Origin of the sequence: Bradyrhizobium lablabi (genome assembly GCF_900141755.1) — a bacterium.
GTDB lineage: Bacteria > Pseudomonadota > Alphaproteobacteria > Rhizobiales > Xanthobacteraceae > Bradyrhizobium > Bradyrhizobium lablabi_A.
The window spans coordinates 6,945,173-6,963,307 of record NZ_LT670844.1; the positions used below are offsets into that span (position 1 = coordinate 6,945,173).

The following is an 18,135-nucleotide window of genomic DNA, read 5'->3' on the forward strand; positions in this document are numbered from 1 at the left end:
GGTTAGCTCAGGCCTTCATAGACCATGAAGCCGCGCGCGATCTTGAGTTTGCGCAAAGCGCGCGGGACGAGGCGCTGCGGCGGCGGGTGGCCGAAATAGCGCCACGACGTCAGTTTGAAATCCCGCAATTGTTTGTGTTCGCTTTCGAACGGTGCCAACAGGCCGGTCAGGCTGAGCGGGGTGTGGGCGCGGGTGTTGAACGGCAACAGCAGCAATTCCAGATGCGCCGGGGAGCCGTCTTCCGACGTTGCGGTGATGCCGGCTACCGCAGCCAGCATTTCTTCCGCCACCACCGCGATGATGTCCTCGATCTCGCGGCGTGCCGGCGGCGCAAACAGCGCGGAAAAACTCTTGTCCTTCAGATCACAGCCGAGCAGCGCGCACACCCTGGTTCCGGCAACGCGGAATGGATAGCCGGATGCAGCGTCATAGGACAGTACGAAGATGTCGCCGAGCAGGTCGCGCACCGCGCCGGGCTCGATCTCGCTGCGGTCCGGCGCCCGCGCGCCGCCACGCTTCTCGTCCCAATAGGCGAAGAACTCGCGGTTTGACGGATGTTTCATACCTCAACCTTGCCCCGGCGAATGCGCCGGTGGGACACATCTGTCCCGCTCTTGCGCACGCGCATTCCCCGGTTTGTTTTGCAAGAGAGGCACTGCAGCGTCCATGCCGCAGGCGCATTTCCGCCGTCTTCGCCGCGTCTTTGCGTTGTTAACGTTAAATTAACTATGGGCTTGGGGTTCGGCTGCGGGCTGCTATGGTCCGCGCACTCTAATTCTCGCCGGTTTCCTCCAAGTGGCCGGCGAGGTTGCTACACTGGCGGCGTCAAACAGGTTTGGTCATCGCGCGGGGAGGGGTGGGGATGTCACCCGGGCTCTGCGCGAAAAAAGACCGGCAAAAACGGGGGAGGGCTTTCTCAGAGCCCTCCCTTTTCTTTGAGGTTTCGCGCGTCTGGCGGCTATCCTGCGCTTGCACCGCACCGCCAAGCCGCCTATTGGGGCGCAATCGCTCGCGAGAGCCGCTGCCTTAAGGCCGTCGACCCCTTGGAATCCCCACCGCAATACCCGCAAGATTTGCCGCAGGACGCTGCGCCGCAGGCCCCGCGCGAACCGCTTCTGACGCTGCCCGGCCCGCTCACCGCCTATGTGCTGCTGCTGGCGGTCATTCATCTGCGCGTGCTGCTGCCGCCGGAACTCGAAAACTGGACCGTCGACGTGTTCGGTTTCATTCCGAAGCGCTATGATTCAACGCTTCTGGCGATCAATTTTCCCGGCGGCGCCGGCGCCAAGGTCTGGACTTTTGTCACGTATTCGCTGCTGCATGCGAATCTCAGCCATATCGGTTTCAATGTCCTCTGGCTGTTGCCGTTCGGCAGCGCGCTGGCGCGCCGGTTTGGCGCGATCCGGTTCTTCCTGTTCATGGCGGTGACGGCGGCGGCCGGCGCTCTTGCGCATCTCGTCACCCATGAGCACGCGGTCGCGCCGATGATCGGCGCCTCGGCCTCGGTGTCCGGCACCATGGCGGCCGCGATGCGCTTTGCCTTCGTCAAGGGCAGCTTCCTGTCGTTCAGCCGGGGCGATGCCGATGCGGCGGCGAGGGTGCCGGCACTGTCGCTGATGCGCGCCTTGCGCAATCCGCGCGTGCTGGCGTTTCTCGTGATCTGGTTCGGCGTCAACATCATCTTCGGCATCGGGTCGATCGCGATCGGCAGCGACGGCGCCAGCGTCGCCTGGCAGGCGCATATCGGCGGGTTCCTTGCCGGCCTGGTGTTGTTTTCGCTATTCGACCCGGTGCCGCGCAGCGCGGCCGATGCTGCGGATGCGTCATCGTCCGATGCATCGCACTCTGGCTGATCCTTGCTTGCGGCGCGGGGCGATTTCATTCATCATTGCTGCCTTCTGAGGCAAGGCATAAGCTCGTAAGCGTGCTTAAACCACTGTGCTTGCCGAACGCGCCGCAACCGAAGCGGCGCAGAACTGTTGATTGAAGACTCGAACGAACAAAGATCGCGCTCGCTTCAAGGGCGCGACCGGCTTCAGGGAGACGACAATGACGGTACGTGCAATTCTCGACACCAAGGGCCATCAGATTACGAGCGTCGAGCCGGACGCCAAACTCGCCGCGGCGATCAAGATTCTGGGCGAACGCAAGATCGGCGCCGTCTTGGTGATGAGCCAGGGCCGCGTCGAGGGCATCCTGTCGGAGCGCGACATCGTGCGCGTCCTCGGCGACCGCGGCGCCAGCGTGCTCGACGAGCCGGTCAGCGCGGTGATGACGCGTAAGGTCATCAGCTGCAAGCAGGCCGACACCGTCAGCGCCATCATGGAAATGATGACGCTCGGCAAGTTCAGGCATCTGCCGGTGGTCGAGGGCGAGCGGGTCGTCGGCCTGATCTCGATCGGCGACATCGTCAAATGGCGGGTCAGGGAATACGAGGCCGAGCAGGAAGCGCTGCGCGACTACATCAAGACCGCCTGATTGAGGTTTTGGCTTCGCCCTTCAAGTTCATCAAGGGATCTTGTCGGCGGCCGGGCCCCGATTGCCGGCAGGAGGCGCGAGAATGTGGATCGCTTCCTGGATCGAGTCGATGGCGCGCTCGGCGGCGCGCGCGCCAAAACTGATCAGGTCGTCGGCGCGGTGGAAGTCGAACCAGCCGATTTGACCGACGCGAGGCGAAATCAACAGGTCCGGTGGATCGCCGGCGAGGCGGGCGCGGGTGATGCGGTCCTGCATGATGTTGAAGGCATCGACCATGACCGAGGAGATGCCCGGCCGCCCGCCGCCGCCGAAAAATTCGCGCTTCATGGTGCGCTCGGGAGAGAAGAACTTGCCCAGCCCGCGCTTCGGCCGCGCGGGTTCGATCACGGCCTCCGGCGCCTCAGTCGAGGGGCCATGGGAATAGATCGTGGTGGAGTGCGTGAATACGTCGCTGGAGAGGTTGGCGGCGATCACGATTTCGGCGCCGAGCGCGCGCGCCGCCGACACCGGCACCGGGTTTACCAGCGCGCCGTCGACCAGCCAGCGGTCGCCGACCAGGACCGGCGAGAAGATTCCGGGCAGCGCGTAAGAGGCGCGCATCGCGTCGACCATGCGGCCATGGGTCAGCCAGATCTCGTGGCCGGTGCGGACTTCCGTCGCCACGGTGGCGAATTTCAGCGGCAATTCCTCGATCAGGATCGGGCCGATCGCGGCCTCGAGCTGGGCCGCCAGTTTGTCGCCGCCGATCAGACCGGAGCCGTTGAGGCGGATATCGAGATAGCTCAGGATATTTCGCGGCTGCAGGCCGCGCGCCCATTTTTCCAAAGTATCGAGATGGCCCGCCGCATAGGCGCCGCCGACCACGGCCCCGATCGAGGTTCCGACCACGACGTTGGGGACGATGCCGTGGGCGACCAGGGTCCGGACGATGCCGATATGCGCCAGCCCGCGGGCGGCGCCGCCGCCCAGCGCCAGCCCGATCACCGGCCGCCGGATGCTGCCGAGGCCCACCTTCTGGCGGCCCTCGGCGCCGTTTTGGCTACGTCCGATCAAAATATCCAGCACCTAAAGCACTCCTGCGCGCGCAAGACTATTCACCATGGACCGGCCCCGCCAGAATTGATCACAAGCATGGTTTATGCCGCTTATGCCGGGCTCGGGACGGGGCTAGGCGGGGATTGTGACTGCAGCGCGGCCTTGCGAAGTAACATATGGGACTTGGCGCCGGTTCCGTAAGGCTACGGTCCGGCGGGTCAGGTGGCTTGAATTTGCCGCGTTTTCGGTGAAAAGCATGCGCTATGACATCAGGGGGTAGCGGTATTGGTCGAACCGGGCGGGGCGAACGCCCGCTGCTGGCGCTTGTGCTCGCGGCGATGCTCGGTTTTGCCCTTCCGCTCCCCGCCTCGGCGCAGATGTTCACCGATCACCCGCCGCCGATACCTCCGGCTTCCGTGCCGGAGCCTTCGGGGCCGGCGATGAATCTGGCCCCACCCTCCGGCCCTTCATCGATCCCCCTGCCGGCGCCGCTGACGCAGCCTTCGATCGCCGCCGTGCCGCCGGTGGTCCCACCGCCCGGCGCGTCGACCGCGGGCCAGGCGGTATTGTCGCTGACGGCGCGTTACGGCAAGGACCTGCCGGTCATCAACTCAGGCCTGGTGTGGCGGGTATTCTCTGACCGTCCCGACGAGACCGGCACCTTCAAGATGATCCGCGAGGAGCGCGGGGCGACCCCGAATATCGTGCTGCCGCCGGGCAGCTACGTCGTTCATGTCGCCCTTGGCCTCGTCAGCGCGGTGCGGGCGGTGACGCTGAAATCCGAGACCGACCGCGAATCCTTCGTACTGCCGGCGGGCGGCCTGCGCATTGAAGGCCGCGTCGGCGCGTCCAAGATTCCGCAGAACCAGATTTCGTTCGCGATCTACAAAGGCAGCCAGTTTGAAGTCGGCGAACGCGCCGCACTGGTGCCGAACGTCGCCGTCGGCGATGTCGTGCTGTTACCGGAGGGCACCTACTACATCATTTCCAATTATGGCGACGCCAATTCGGTGGTGCGCTCGGATATCCGCGTTCAGGCCGGCAAGCTGACCGACGTCATCATCACCCATCGCGCCGCCGTCATCACGCTGAAGCTCGTCAGCGACAAGGGCGGTGAGGCCCTGGCGAACACCGCCTGGTCGGTGATCACGCCGGGCGGCGACGTCATCAAGGAATCGATCGGCGCATTCCCGCGCGTCGTGCTCTCCGAAGGCGAATATCGCGCCATCGCCAAGAACGAGGGCAAGGTCTACGAGCGGCCGTTCAACGTCGTCAACGGCGTCGACGGCGAGGTCGAAGTCGTCGCGCATTAGCGCTGAAATCCCTCCGTCGACAGTCATAGTCGCTAACTCGTACTAACCATCCGATGAATTAAAACTGTCATAATCGACGGTTTGCCGATACCACCTCGCAATTTTTACAGCGCATTAAACCCTGCCCGCCTTGGATGCGGCGGGGCAGAGGTTTGCGTTTGCGGGGAATGCGATGATTGCGGCCAAGAAAACGTCCGGTAAATCAAGTACGGAAATGTTCGACGACGTTCCCGTTCTGCGCCGCAAATGGCACGCCGCGCTGCGGCCGGGCGAGAGCTTGCCGCGCTATGAAGATGTCATGCTGGGCAGCCTCGGCAAGCTCGCCGATCATATCGTCCTCTTGAAGCATAACGAGACAGTGCTCGAAGTATCGCGCACCGGCCGCTACATCCAGAAATGGCTGGAGGACGACCGTTGGGACATTCCCTTGAGCGCGCTGCCGCCCGATTGCGCCACCGCGCTCGGCGAGGCCGCGGCCTGCGCGCTTGCAACCAGCCGTCCCTATCTCGCCGCCGCCCATTGCGTGCGCGACGGGGTGGTCCAGACCTACGATATCCTCGCGCTTCCGACGTTCTCGCGCTGGGGCGGTACACTGATCGGAACGTACGTCAACGAGCGCGCACCGAAGTACAATCTGCTGGATGCGATTTTTTCCACCACCGACGAGGGCGTGCTGTCGCTGGCGACGATTCGCGATTTGAGCGGCCAGCCGTTCGATTTCCAGATCGTCCACCACAATCAGGGAACGTCGCGGCTTTTGAAGTTGCCGTCGAGCGGCCTGTTGTGGCACCGCCTCAGCGCCGGGGGAAATCTCCTGTGCCTGCCGGAGGTCATCGAACGATTGCTCGCCGTCGTCAACAGCGGCGACCGCGATCAGTTCGAAATCGACAGCGATGATCGCAACCTGCGGCTGGGCGTCACCGCATTCGGCGACATCCTCTCGCTGACGATTTCGGATGTGACGGCGCTGAAGCGCCGCGAAGCCTCGTTTCGTCTGTTGTTCGACAACAACCCGATGCCGATGTGGGTGTTCGACGCCGAGACGACTGGCTTCCTCAGCGTCAATGACGCAGCGGTGCAGCATTATGGCTATAGCCGCGCGACGTTTCTGCGCATGAAGATCCGGGACATCTGGCCCGAGGACGAGTGGGTCATCCATACCGAGGCGCTGCAGCAAATCGGCGATGCCTTTTATTCCGGCCGCCACTGGCGGCATCTCAAGGCCGATGGCAGCGAGATCCAGGTGCTGACATATGGAAGGCGTGTCTCGTTCGAGGGGCGCGACGGCTATCTCGTCGCCGTCGTCGACATCACCGAGCGGCGCAAGGCCGAGGCGCGGATCGCTTACATGGCCCACCACGACGGCCTGACCAATCTGCCGAACCGCGAACTCTATCAGGATCGCCTCAAACAGGCGCTGGAACAGGCCGAGCCGGGCAACAAGCGGGTTGCGGTGTTGTGCGTCGATCTCGACCTGTTCAAGAACGTCAACGATTCGTTCGGCCATCCGATGGGCGACCGCCTGCTGAAGCAGGTGGCCGACCGGCTGCGGTCGGAAGTTCGCGGCAGCAATCTGGTGGCAAGGCTCGGCGGCGACGAGTTTGCGGTCATCCTGGCCTCCGACGTCTCGCCGAAGCAAGCCAGCGGCTTTGCGACCCGGCTGATCCAGATCCTGAGCGCAGGCTACGACATCGACGGCATCGAGGTCGTCATCGGCGCCAGCATCGGGATCGCGCTTTCGCCCGGCGACGGCACAACGTCTGAGGAACTGATGCGCAACGCCGACATGGCGCTGTACCGCGCCAAGTCGGACGGCGGCGGCGTACACCGCTTCTTTGAGCGCGAGATGGACCGCCAGGCGCAAAGGCGCCGCGACATGGAGTTCGATCTGCGCCGCGCCTTTGCCAATGGTGAATTCGAGCTGCACTATCAGCCGCTGGTGGACATCGCCGCCGACCGGATCTCGGGCTTTGAATCGCTGCTGCGCTGGCGGCATCCCGAAAAGGGCATGATCTCGCCCGCGGAGTTTATCCCGGTCGCCGAGGATATCGGATTGATCACCCCGCTCGGCGAGTGGGTGCTCAGGGAAGCCTGCAACGAGGCGATGAAATGGCCCTCAGGCATCAAGGTCGCGGTTAATCTGTCGCCGGTGCAGTTTCGCAGCCGCAATTTGGTTCAGGTCGTGATCTCGGCGCTTGCGAATTCCGGATTGTCGCCGCGGCGGCTCGAGCTTGAAATCACCGAATCGCTGTTCTTGGCGGAGACCGAGGCTAATCTAGCGATCCTGCATCAATTGCGCGAACTCGGCGTCAGCATTTCGATGGACGATTTCGGTACCGGATATTCCAGCCTGAGTTATCTGCGAAGCTTTCCGTTCGACAAGATCAAGATCGACCGCTCGTTCGTGAAGGATCTCGCCGAGCGCTCCGATTGTGTGGCAATCGTGCGGGCGATCTCGGGCCTCGGCCGCAGCCTCAACATCACCACGACCGCCGAGGGCGTGGAGACCATCGACCAGCTCGACTGGCTGCGCGCCGAAGGCTGCAACGAAGTGCAGGGCTTTCTGTTCAGCGCCGCCAAGCCCGCGGCCGAGGTCGAAGCGCTGCTGTGCAAGTTTGGCGAGCGCGCATCACAGGCGGCGTGAAAACCGTCGTCATTGCCGGGTTTGACCCGGCAATCCATCTGGAAAAAAACCGCTTCCTCGTGAAGAACGAAGGATGCCCGGATCAAGTCCGGGCATGACGATATTGCTCTAAAACCGCGTGACGATGTCGGCAAGTGCCGGGCGGGGGCGGTCTTCGCTCGGTTTCGACGGCGTGCCGATATGGATGAGGCCGGCGAGCTTTTCGTCCGCCTTCAATCCGAGCCCGTCGAGCACGTCGCGATCGAACGCGAACCAGCCGGTCAGCCAGCACGCGCCGTAGCCGAGCGCGGTCGCCGCGGTGACGATGTTCATCGCGCTGGCGCCCGCCGATAATTGCTGCTCCCACGGCGGCACTTTTGGATGCGGTTTTGTGAAGCTGACGACGCCGATCACGAGCGGCGCATCGGTGAGCCGGCGCTTTTCGACATCGATTTCGGAAGCTTGCGCGTTCGGATTCTTCTGCGCGAATACCTTTGCGATGACCTCGCCGGCACGAGCACGCGCCTCGCCCTCGAAAATGATAAATCGCCACGGCACTAGCTTGCCGTGATCGGGTACCCGTGCGCCGATGGTCAGGATGGTTTCAAGCTCGGCGGGCGAGGGGCCGGGTCCGCTCATCTCGCGCGGCTTTACCGAGCGGCGGATTTTCAGGAGGTCGATGGCGTCGGGCACGAGCGTTTCTTTCATAGGGGGATTAGGAGAGTTTCCTACCACCAGATAGGCGAACGGCACGGCAGGTGAAAGCCAATTTTAGATCGATTGTGAATCCTTGCACCGTCATGCCCGGGCTTGTCCAGGCTTGTCCCGGGCATCCACGTCTTGGCCGCGGATAACAAGAGAAGACGTGGATGGCCGGGACAAGCCCGGCCACGACGGTAAGAGATTTAACCCGCCGCCTTCGCCCGTCTCACATCCGGCGGCGTCGCTTCTTCGACCAGCGCGGCGATGGCCTCGTCGGTCGGCATCACCTTTTGCCCCTCGCTACCGAGGCGGCGGATCGAGACCGAATGCGTCTCGGCTTCTTTCTTGCCGACCACGAGAAGCGCCGGGATTTTCGCCAGCGAATGCTCGCGGACCTTATAGTTGATCTTCTCGTTGCGCAGGTCGATCTCGACGCGCAGGCCGGCGCGCCGCGCGGCGGCGGCAACCACCTTGGCGTATTCGTCGCCTTCGGAGGTGATGGTGGTGACCACCGCCTGCACCGGCGCCAGCCAGAGCGGGAAATTGCCGGCGTAGTGTTCGATCAGGATGCCGATAAAGCGCTCCATCGAGCCGCAGATCGCGCGATGCACCATGACGGGCACCTTCTTCGAACCATCGGCATCGATGTAGAACGCGCCGAATCGTTCCGGCAGGTTGAAATCGACCTGCGTGGTGCCGCACTGCCAGTCGCGGCCGATGGCGTCGCGCAGCACATATTCGAATTTCGGGCCATAGAACGCGCCTTCGCCCGGATTGATCTCGGTCTTGATGCGGTTACTGCCCTGCGCCTTGATCTCCTGCAGCACCGTCGCCATCACGCGCTCGGCATGATCCCACATCTCGTCGGTGCCGACGCGCTTTTCCGGCCGGGTCGAGAGTTTTACGGTGAGTTCGCCCTCGAAGCCGAAATCAGCATAGGTCGACAGGATCAGGTCGTTGATCTTGAGACACTCGTCGGCGAGCTGCTGCTCGGTGCAAAACACATGCGCATCGTCCTGCGTAAATCCGCGCACCCGCATCAAGCCATGCATCGCGCCCGACGGCTCGTAGCGATGCACCACGCCGAATTCGGCCAGACGTAGAGGCAAGTCGCGATAGCTCTTCAGGCCATGCTTAAAGATCTGCACGTGGCCCGGACAGTTCATCGGTTTCAGCGCAAACCAGCGCTTGTCCTCGGCTTCGTCGCCGGCAGATTGCGCGGCGAACATGTTTTCGCGGTACCAGTCCCAATGGCCGGAGGTTTCCCACAGCGACTTGTCGAGGATCTGCGGCGCGTTGACTTCAGAGTAGTCGCCGGTCAAGCGGCGGCGCATGTAAGCGATCAGCGCCTGGAAGATGGTCCAGCCTTTGGCATGCCAGAACACAACGCCGGGGCCTTCTTCCTGGAAGTGAAACAGGTCGAGCTCGCGCCCCAGTTTGCGATGGTCGCGCTTCTCGGCTTCCTCGATCTGCTTCAGATACGCATCGAGGTCTTCCTGTTTGGCGAACGCCGTGCCGTAGATGCGCGTCAGCATAGGATTGTTTGAGTCACCGCGCCAATAGGCGCCGGCGACCTTCATCAGCTTGAACGCGTTGCCGACCTTGCCGGTCGAGGTCATGTGCGGTCCACGGCAAAGATCGAACCAGTCGCCCTGAAAATAGATCTTGATCGGCTCGTCGCCGGAAATGGCGTCGACCAATTCGACCTTGAACGCCTCGCCCTTGTCGCGGAATACCTGTTTTGTCTTTTCGCGGTCCCACACTTCCTTGGTGAAGGGTTTGTCGCGCGCGACGATCTCGCGCATCTTTTTTTCGATCGCGGCAAAATCCTCCGGCGTGAACGGCTCGTTGCGGAAGAAATCGTAATAGAAGCCGTTCTCGATCACCGGACCGATCGTCACCTGCGTGCCAGGCCACAGCGATTGCACCGCTTCGGCCAGCACATGCGCCGCGTCGTGGCGGATCAATTCCAGCGCGCGCGCATCGTCGCGGGCGATGAATTCGATTTTCGCGTCCTGTTCAATGGGGTCGGCGAGATCTCTGACCTCGCCATCGAGCGCCATCGCCACCGTGCGCTTGGCGAGCGAGGGCGAGATGCCCTTGGCGATGTCGAGGCCGGTGATGCCTTTGGGGAACTCGCGCCTGGCGCCGTCGGGGAAGGTGAGGGCGATCTTGTGCACGGGCTCGACCGGTTTCAGATTCGAGAGGCTGTACTGGAATCCTGACGTGGGGGTATTCTTGTCGGGCATAGGTCTCTCCTTAAGCTCACTCCTGCGAACGAGCGCAGGTAAGCGGGAACGAGCGGTATAGCAGGCGATTCGGGCGTTGCAATGCGCCGTTGCCGGGAACAGCGCCAAAGAAAATAATCGGACTTCACCCTAGGATTTAGCAAAAGGCCGCGCCGCCGACCGGCGGCCTAACCGGCGTAGCCGCTCCGCCCGGCGGGGAAGCCGGGGGATTTTCGGCGCCATGCGGCTCGACTCGCCGTTTGCCTTGCCTTACATCGGCGGGCGAATACGAAAAGTGAGGCATTATGAGAAGAATACTTCCGCTGGTCCTGGTCCTATATTCCGCCGCAGCCTTTGCCCAAACCAACCCACCTGCCGAAGGCACCCCACCGGCCGAGGGCAAGGGTAGCCCGCCGACGGTCGGGGGAAAGCCGCTGGTTCAGGTGAAGCCGAAGAGTGCGACGAAGGGTGCGGCTCCGGCTGGCGCGCATCAATCGGTAGCCAAGCGGTTGCAGGCCTGCCTTGACATCGACGATGGAACGAAGGGCCGGCTCGATTGCTACGATGCCATCTTCCCGCCCAAGCCAAATCCCAAGGCGCCCGCCGCGAAAGGTGTCGCCGATTGCCATTTGACTAAGGAAGAAGACGAGCGGCTGACCTGCTACAACGGCTTCGCCGAGAAGATACCGAAATTCTAACGGGACCATGATCCGATTAGATCGCGCATCAAGCTCTAGTCGCCGATCCGCGTCAGCACCGCCTTGAAGGCGATGCCGGGCAACTGCAACGCGGTGCCTTCGAAGTCGACCATGTCGCCGTTCTGCGCTCCGTGCAGCGTCAGCGTGATCATGTCGGTTCCGAACAGCGGCTTGAACCCGGGATCGGGATTGTGCCGCAGCGTCGAGATCTTGACGTGGATGTCGTCGCCCTTGCGGGTGTAATTGCCGCTGGGACGTATGGCGAACAATCCCGCGCATCGGCAAATCGCGCGGCCCTCAACATCACATTTTTAGCTTTAAGATCAGGTGACGAACTTTGCCGATGCGGGCTACGCGCGCGCCGCCTATTGGCTGGCGGGCGAGGCGGCGCTCGCGGCGATCCTCGTCAGCGCCGGCGTCGCGGCCATCTTGGCGAGCACTTCCTTGACCGGATTGTCGGTCCAGGCGTGGGTGACGTAGTCACGATGGGTGACACCTTCCGGCGTCTCGACGAATACCACGCTGCCGGGCTTGAGCGGCGCATCGATATTCTCCGAGACAGCGATGCCCTTTTCCTTCAGCATTTGCATCAGATCGCGGTCGTGCCGCCGTGTGTAATGGGTATAGGAGCTGAGGAAGAAGCCGGATCGGTTGCTTTCGATCCAGGACGCGAACTTGTCGAGTTCGCCGTAGACCGCATCGAGCAGCAACACGCCGCGGACGCGGTTACTCAGGCCGCCCACATCCAGGCTCCAGGCGGTCGGCATGAAGCCGCCGCTATAGCCGACGATGACGATCGGCATGTTGGCAAACGCCTTGGCGGCGCGCGGATCGCCGTAGAGCTCGGCGAGGTGATCGGCGGACTCGGCGATGAAGCGTTTGAACGCACCGGGCTGCCAGAACTTGCCGGCGGAGGAATCGGCTGCATCGACCGCCAGCTGCGGCGCCAGCAGCACGGCATTGGCGCCGGACTCCGAGATTTGTTGCGGCACCAGTTGGCGGTCGCGCACGTCGCGCTCCAACGTCGCCCCATTGCCATGGAAGAACACCACGATGACGCCCGGTTTGCGGATATCGAAATTCTCCGGGACATGCATCAGGACGCGGTTGTCGCTGTAGGTTTCGTCCTGCCAGTACACCCGGCCGCCGTAGCTGCGGTGGCCGCGGCGACCGCCCTTGGAGATGTTCAGGAAAGGCTCGTCGGTGTGCGGATTATTGCCGAGATAGGGGAACGCCGAGGTTTTCAGGCTGACGAGGGTGGTCTGGTCTTCTCGCGGCGCCGAGCGCCCGTAGGGGACGGTTGGGGCCAGCGACGCAACCCGGTAGCGCGCGGGCTCCGCCTGCGCCGTCTGTTTGGGCGGCGCCTCGACCGGTTGCCGCTGAACCAGGCTTTCACTCGCGGTTGGGAAGCGATCCTTGAATTGAGGTTTTGGGAAGCGGTCGTCGAAGGAATCCCCGCTGGACTGCACATTGGCGGCAAGGGTGCCGGCGCTCGGCGCCTGTCCGCATTGAACGAGAACGAAGGACAGCGGGACAAACGCCGACAGCAGCGCAATCCAGCGCCAGCGCTGCGAAAGTGCAGCCCGCCCGGCGCCAAGCGACGTCACGAGTGACGTCACCCGGCAGGCGCGCTCAAGCGTCTGGAATTTCGCCCCGACCATCCACCCATGACCCCAATATCCAGCGACAATCGGCAGATGTGAACGCGCTGGCGTTTAGGTGACGTTAAGCTTCCGAGAAAAACTCCCCATCCCGGAAGCTTTACGAGATCACCAAATCGTGTCGCGATTGTGGGGCGACCACCGAGTTTCCGCAATGCCGTAGGCGCCCGGGAGGGCTTGACAGGTATTTAAATACCGAATTCGGGCCGAGATTTAAATCATTGTTAACATTGCTTGAATTGAGGGAGGACAGCCTGCACGATGAAAATTACCGGCGTGACGCGCGCCCCAAGGTATGGACCGACATGGCGGCATCAGAAACGGGAAGCGCGGCCTGGCCCGACAGCCTCCCAGGTCATCGGTCCACTGTCTCGGTCTTCGTCGCGACCGCCATTGTCGTCGCCGACATGGTCGGCGTCGGCGTCTTCACGAGCCTGGGCTTCCAGGTCAAGGACATCCCCTCCGGCTTTTCGATCCTGTTGCTGTGGGCGGTCGGCGGCATCGTCGCGCTGTGCGGGGTGTTTTCCTACAGCGAGCTCGGTGCGATGTTTCCGCGCTCCAGCGGCGAATACAATTTCTTAAGCCGCGCCTTTCACCCCGCGTTCGGATTTCTGGCGGGCTTCGTGTCGGCGACCGTCGGGTTCGCGGCTCCTGTAGCGCTGGCCGCAATGGCGTTCGGGGAATACGGCAAATCGGTTTTTCCGGGCGCTCCGCCGCTTTTGCTCGCCGTCGGCATCGTCTGGCTTGTGTCGCTCGTGCAACTCGGCGGCATCAAACACTCCTCCAACTTTCAATTGATCTCGACGATCCTGAAAGTGGTGCTGATCGTGGCCTTCCTGGTGGCGGGTTTTGTCATCGGCACGCCGCAGCCGGTGCGATTCACGCCCGATGTCTCTGATCTAGCCCATATCACCAGCGCGCCGTTCGCGATCGGGCTCGTGTTCGTGATGTATTCATTCTCCGGATGGAATGCGGCGACCTACATCATCGGCGAGATGAAAACCCCGCAGCAGAGCCTGCCGCGCGCGCTGCTTTGGGGGACACTGATCGTGCTGGTGCTGTATGTCGCGCTCAACGCGGTGTTCCTGCGCACCGCGCCGATCGACAAATTGGCAGGTCAGCTCGACGTCGCCCGCATCGCCGGCAGCTATATTTTCGGCGATCTCGGCGGCCGCATCGTTGGCGCCATGATCTGCATCGGCCTCATCTCCTCGATCAGCGCGATGATGTGGATAGGCCCGCGCGTGATGATGACCATGGGGGAGGACATCCCGGCGCTTCAGGTATTTTCCCGCAAATCGGCCCGCGGCGCGCCGGTCTACGCCATCCTGTTCCAGCTCGCGGTCGCCAATCTGATGCTGTTCACCCAAAGTTTCGAGAAGGTGCTCGATTTCATTCAGTCGGCGCTGTTGTTCTGCTCGTTCTTCACCGTGCTCGGCGTCATCAAGCTGCGCATCACGCAGCCCGGCCTGCCGCGGCCCTATCGCGCCTGGGGATACCCGATTACGCCTGCGGTTTTCCTGCTCGTGACCGGCTTCATGATGTACTATCTTTTGACGGAGCGGCCGCTGCAATCTTCTCTCGGTATTTTGATTATGATTTCGGGCCTTTTGATTTACGCCATCTTCCGCAAGCGGGCCGGTCCGGGCGCCGCATCCCCAAGCAGCCAGACAAGCCGCGAATAGAGATGCTAACGCCCGCGAAAACTGCAGCGATCGCTGCAACCATGTTCCTCGCCGCGGCAACGCCTGCTCCCGCCGCCGAGACCGTCACCGCGGACGACACCGCGCGGTTCCTGGCGGGAATGGCGCCATCGGCCGGCTCGCCGCTGACGCCTTTGACCAAAGACCCGGCCTGGCAACACCACGCCAGATTTTTTGACGCGGCGTTCGCCCAGCTCGAGCAGCGCCAGCTCTCGAAAATCCGCAGCTGGTCGGCCGCCAACCTGGCCGCGCCGAAGCCGACCATGTTCTACATGTTCTCCGGTCCCGACTTCCTCTACGCGGACGCGTTCTATTCGAAGGCGACGACCTATGTGCTGAGCGCGCTGGAGCCGCCCGGGTCGGTGCCGGATCTTGTCCGATTGCCGCGCGGCGGCGTCGGGGCCGCGCTCTATAATGTCGAGCATTCGATGAGCTCGATCCTGAGTTTCTCGTTCTTCATCACCAAGATGATGAAGGTCGATCTGCGTGCCGGGCAGCTCAACGGCACCTTGCCGATCCTCTATGTGTTCCTGGCGCGCTCGGGCAAGACCATCCGCGACGTCAGCCCTGTCGCGCTCGACGACAAGGGGCAAGCGCATTTAGGCAACGAGAATCCCGGCAACATCGCGACCCGCGGCGTGCGCATCCTATTCGCAGGCAGCGATGGCGCCGAAAAGACGCTGTATTACTTCTCGACCGATCTTTCCAATCCCGGCGTCAAGGCGTCGGGCTTCCTGAAATTCTGCCAGACGCTGGCGCCCGGCAACAGCCTGATCAAGAGCGCGTCCTATCTGCTGCATTCCGGCAATTTCTCGACGGTGCGCGACTTCATCCTCGCCAACAGCGCGACCATCATCCAGGACGATTCCGGAATTCCCTTGGCCTATTACAGTCCGAAGAAATGGCGGTTCTTCCCGTTCGGCCGTTATGCCGGTCCGATCTCCGAATTCCCCAACAAATATCAGGAGCAATACGCCGAATTGTTCCGGCGCGCTCAACCGATGGATTTCGGCATCGGCTATCGCTGGCGAACCTATGAGTCGAACCTGCTGCTGTCGGTCAGGCTGGCCGCTGACGATACAGGGCACGCTGATACGACGTCATCGGCCGAACCTGCGCCACTGCCGCCAAAACCACCGCGGCCCAAAAAACCCCGTCCGCCGGCCCCCATCGGGCCGCCCCCAGGTTACTTCTGGTTTTCGCGCTAAGGCGTCCTCACCAGCGAACGCTTTGGCTCGGCTCAATGATGGCTGTCGTGCTTGGAGGGTCGGAGCTGCCTGCGAAAAACCGCCAGGCGGCGACGATCAGGATGAGCAAGGCAAGGACTGCGATCAGATCGATCTGTCTGGGGTCGTGACCCCCGTGGCTGATTTTCCAGCGCATTGTTTTTGATCTTCCGGACAAGGTCTCAAATCAATGCGCGCGTCACGCTGCAGTTCCATCACGGTAGCAATGCGCCGTTGGCTTGAAGGCAGTGCAGCGAAACTGTCAGGGCGCGTTGACGCCGCGCCATCGCCCGTAGCGCCACGGCAGATACCAGCGCGCGCCCGCAGGTTTTGTCAGCGGCACGTTGTCGATCCCGGAAGTCCCAAAGGGCTGGCAGCGCAATAGCCGCGCCAGCGTCATCCAGCCGCCGCCCCACAATCCGAAGCGTTCGATCGCCTCGTCGCCATAGACCGAGCAGGTCGGCAGATGGCGGCAGTTGTAGCCGACCAAAGGCGACAGCGTGTGCCGGTAAGCCCAGATCATGGCGCGCCCGGCATTGCGCGGCAGGCGCGACACCGTACCGGCGCAGTCGGAGCAAGCGTGCGAGAGTGAATGCTTCATGGGCGGCATGGCGAAATCATATGCGTAGATTTGCGGGGTTCCTATGCATGGAACCGGTGGGCCGCAGGCATTTGCGCCACACTTTTGTAAATATCAGTGATTTGAACGCGGTGCAGCAAAGGTTCTATGGACGGCAACCTTTCGTATGGCTACCATTTTCATGACGCCGACACGACAGAATCATGTGGCGTTAAAGTGGGGCCATTGCCACGGCTCGTTATGGGGCTTGCGGGGAAGGAACCGAATTGAGGCTTGTGAGGTCGCTTGATTTCCGCGGTTGGGTGCTGCTTGGCGCCGCTGCCTTTTGCATCGCTTTACCCGGCGTGGTCACGACCTCCGTCGGCGCGGCGCAGGCAGGCGTCACCCTCGAAGAACGCAAACTGCCGATGAAATTCAGCTGGGTCGCCTGCCAGCCGAATTGCCGCGGCTGGGTCTCTGCGGTCGGCATCGTCACCGCCGACAGCCCGAGGGATTTCGATGAGTTCGCGCGCGGACGCGAGCTCGGCGGCATCACCATCGTGCTGGATTCCTCAGGCGGGTCGGTCAACGATTCCATCGCGCTCGGACGGCGCTGGCGCAGTCTCGGCGCGCTGACCACCGTCGGCATCAGCGTCCAGGGCGCTACCGCGCAGGGCGATCGCGCCCGCGTCGAGCCCGAAGCCTATTGCGAATCGATGTGCGTGTTCCTGCTGTTGTCGGGCAAGACGCGCTATGTCCCGCAGGCCGCGCACGTCCGGGTCCACCAGATCTGGATGGGCGATCGCGCCGACGACGCCAAGGCTGCAAGCTACACCGCGCAGGACCTGATGATTGTCGAACGCGACATCGGACGTCTCGCCAAATACACCTTCGACATGGGCGGGGCGGGCGATCTGTTGGCGCTGTCGCTCAACGTGCCGCCGTGGGAAGATCTGCACGAATTGTCGTCGGCGGAATTGCGGTTGACCAACCTCATCACCACCGACGCGGTCGCCGAGGTGCTGCCCGGCAGCCCGGTTGTGCCGGTAGCCGAATTGACGGCCAAGCCCGTCCAGGATCGTTTTGTCGCCACGGCGGCTCAAACCGAGACCACGCCGCAAACCGTGAAATCGACCAAGACCGCCGAAGCGTTGGCTCCGACCGGCGGCGTCGCCACGGCTACGCCGGCGCAGTAATAGCGACGATCAATCCAACATAGTCGTCATTCCGGGGCGCGCGAAGCGTGAAGCCGGAATCTCGCGCCGATAACTTCGAGATTCCGGGTCCACGCGAAAACGCGCGTCCCGGAATGACAACAAGTGGTCACCCCTGGGCTGCGGCCGGCTGCTTTGCCTTGGTCTCGATCTGGCCGATGGCGTCGACCACGGCATCGAAGGTCAGCATGGTGGAAGCGTGCCGCGCCTTGTAGTCGCGCACCGGCTCGAGCAGCGCGATATCGGCCCATTTGCCTTCCGGCGGGCTGCCGTTTTCCTTCAGCATCTTGCGGACGGTCTCGCGCAATTCGCGCAGTTCGCCGGCGGTCGAGCCGACGACATGGCGCGCCATGATCGACGACGAGGCCTGGCCGAGCGCGCAGGCCTTCACGTCATGGGCGAAGTCGGTCACCACCGGCCCGTCCATTTTGAGGTCGATCTTCACCGTCGAGCCGCAGAGCTTTGAATGCGCCGTGGCGCTGGCGTCGGGATCGGGAAGCCGGCCGAGCCGGGGGATATTGCCGGCCAATTCGATGATCCGCTTGTTGTAAATGTCGTTCAGCATATGATTGAGGTCCTGCGTTCCCCCGCCGCGATCGCCCTTGGCGACCGCGCTCCAGGGTCCTATATATGGGCCGAAATGGCGGAAATACAGTCCGGCTGTTTCCTGGAAGCGGCTTGAAATGGAAACCAAT

The 18,135-nt window shown here is 62.7% G+C and carries 16 protein-coding genes; 8 read left to right on the forward strand and 8 right to left on the reverse strand.

Annotated features, from left to right (window positions below; translation table 11 throughout):
- Window positions 1–2 precede the first annotated feature (2 nt).
- Window positions 3–563, reverse strand: coding sequence for a PAS domain-containing protein (locus B5526_RS32230; RefSeq protein WP_079543752.1), 561 nt, complete (start codon window positions 561–563; stop codon window positions 3–5).
- Between the two features lie 480 nt (window positions 564–1,043).
- Here B5526_RS32230 and B5526_RS32235 point away from each other — a divergent pair, with 480 nt between their 5' ends.
- The gene (locus tag B5526_RS32235; protein ID WP_079545702.1) at window positions 1,044–1,853 is read left to right on the forward strand and encodes a rhomboid family intramembrane serine protease; all 810 of its coding nucleotides are present in this window, start codon (window positions 1,044–1,046) and stop codon (window positions 1,851–1,853) included.
- A gap of 196 nt (window positions 1,854–2,049) precedes the next feature.
- Entirely contained in the window at window positions 2,050–2,478 is a 429-nt protein-coding gene (locus B5526_RS32240; protein ID WP_079543753.1) for a CBS domain-containing protein, read from the forward strand.
- A 30-nt stretch (window positions 2,479–2,508) separates the two neighbouring features.
- Here B5526_RS32240 and B5526_RS32245 read toward each other — a convergent pair whose 3' ends face one another.
- A complete protein-coding gene (locus tag B5526_RS32245; protein WP_079543754.1) occupies window positions 2,509–3,543 on the reverse strand; it encodes a patatin-like phospholipase family protein in 1,035 nt (344 codons plus the stop codon).
- Window positions 3,544–3,776: 233 nt separating this feature from the next.
- Here B5526_RS32245 and B5526_RS32250 point away from each other — a divergent pair, with 233 nt between their 5' ends.
- Window positions 3,777–4,826 (forward strand): hypothetical protein, encoded by a 1,050-nt coding sequence (locus B5526_RS32250; protein WP_079543755.1) that lies wholly within the window; start codon window positions 3,777–3,779, stop codon window positions 4,824–4,826.
- 172 nt (window positions 4,827–4,998) lie between these two features.
- Entirely contained in the window at window positions 4,999–7,470 is a 2,472-nt protein-coding gene (locus B5526_RS32255) for a putative bifunctional diguanylate cyclase/phosphodiesterase (protein WP_079545704.1), read from the forward strand.
- 108 nt (window positions 7,471–7,578) lie between these two features.
- Here the strand turns inward: B5526_RS32255 and B5526_RS32260 are convergent, their stop codons facing one another.
- Together B5526_RS32260 and thrS are read right to left on the reverse strand one after the other, a co-directional pair.
- The gene (locus B5526_RS32260) at window positions 7,579–8,142 is read right to left on the reverse strand and encodes a nitroreductase family protein (RefSeq protein WP_079545706.1); all 564 of its coding nucleotides are present in this window, start codon (window positions 8,140–8,142) and stop codon (window positions 7,579–7,581) included.
- A 212-nt stretch (window positions 8,143–8,354) separates the two neighbouring features.
- Entirely contained in the window at window positions 8,355–10,400 is a 2,046-nt protein-coding gene (gene thrS / locus B5526_RS32265; protein WP_079543756.1) for a threonine--tRNA ligase, read from the reverse strand.
- A gap of 284 nt (window positions 10,401–10,684) precedes the next feature.
- On the opposite strand from thrS, the gene B5526_RS32270 reads away from it, so the two are divergent.
- Complete coding sequence (locus B5526_RS32270; protein WP_079543757.1) at window positions 10,685–11,077, forward strand: hypothetical protein; 393 nt, start codon at window positions 10,685–10,687, stop codon at window positions 11,075–11,077.
- Between the two features lie 35 nt (window positions 11,078–11,112).
- Here B5526_RS32270 and B5526_RS32275 read toward each other — a convergent pair whose 3' ends face one another.
- Both B5526_RS32275 and B5526_RS32280 read right to left on the reverse strand, forming a co-directional pair.
- The gene (locus B5526_RS32275; RefSeq protein WP_197688383.1) at window positions 11,113–11,346 is read right to left on the reverse strand and encodes a hypothetical protein; all 234 of its coding nucleotides are present in this window, start codon (window positions 11,344–11,346) and stop codon (window positions 11,113–11,115) included.
- 96 nt (window positions 11,347–11,442) lie between these two features.
- Entirely contained in the window at window positions 11,443–12,738 is a 1,296-nt protein-coding gene (locus B5526_RS32280; protein ID WP_244562112.1) for an alpha/beta hydrolase, read from the reverse strand.
- Between the two features lie 305 nt (window positions 12,739–13,043).
- Between B5526_RS32280 and B5526_RS32285 the strand changes: the two genes are divergently transcribed.
- Together B5526_RS32285 and B5526_RS32290 are read left to right on the forward strand one after the other, a co-directional pair.
- Window positions 13,044–14,423: an APC family permease gene (locus B5526_RS32285; protein WP_079545711.1), complete on the forward strand. Its 1,380-nt coding sequence runs from the start codon at window positions 13,044–13,046 to the stop codon at window positions 14,421–14,423.
- Between the two features lie 2 nt (window positions 14,424–14,425).
- Window positions 14,426–15,649, forward strand: a complete 1,224-nt coding sequence (locus tag B5526_RS32290) for a hypothetical protein (protein ID WP_079543759.1) — start codon at window positions 14,426–14,428, stop codon at window positions 15,647–15,649.
- Between the two features lie 280 nt (window positions 15,650–15,929).
- Here B5526_RS32290 and yidD read toward each other — a convergent pair whose 3' ends face one another.
- Window positions 15,930–16,268, reverse strand: a complete 339-nt coding sequence (yidD, locus tag B5526_RS32295) for a membrane protein insertion efficiency factor YidD (RefSeq protein ID WP_079545713.1) — start codon at window positions 16,266–16,268, stop codon at window positions 15,930–15,932.
- Between the two features lie 245 nt (window positions 16,269–16,513).
- On the opposite strand from yidD, the gene B5526_RS32300 reads away from it, so the two are divergent.
- Window positions 16,514–17,422: a hypothetical protein gene (locus B5526_RS32300; protein ID WP_079543760.1), complete on the forward strand. Its 909-nt coding sequence runs from the start codon at window positions 16,514–16,516 to the stop codon at window positions 17,420–17,422.
- 127 nt (window positions 17,423–17,549) lie between these two features.
- On the opposite strand, the gene B5526_RS32305 is transcribed toward B5526_RS32300, so the two are convergent.
- Window positions 17,550–18,005, reverse strand: a complete 456-nt coding sequence (locus B5526_RS32305) for an iron-sulfur cluster assembly scaffold protein (protein WP_079543761.1) — start codon at window positions 18,003–18,005, stop codon at window positions 17,550–17,552.
- Window positions 18,006–18,135: the final 130 nt, after the last annotated feature.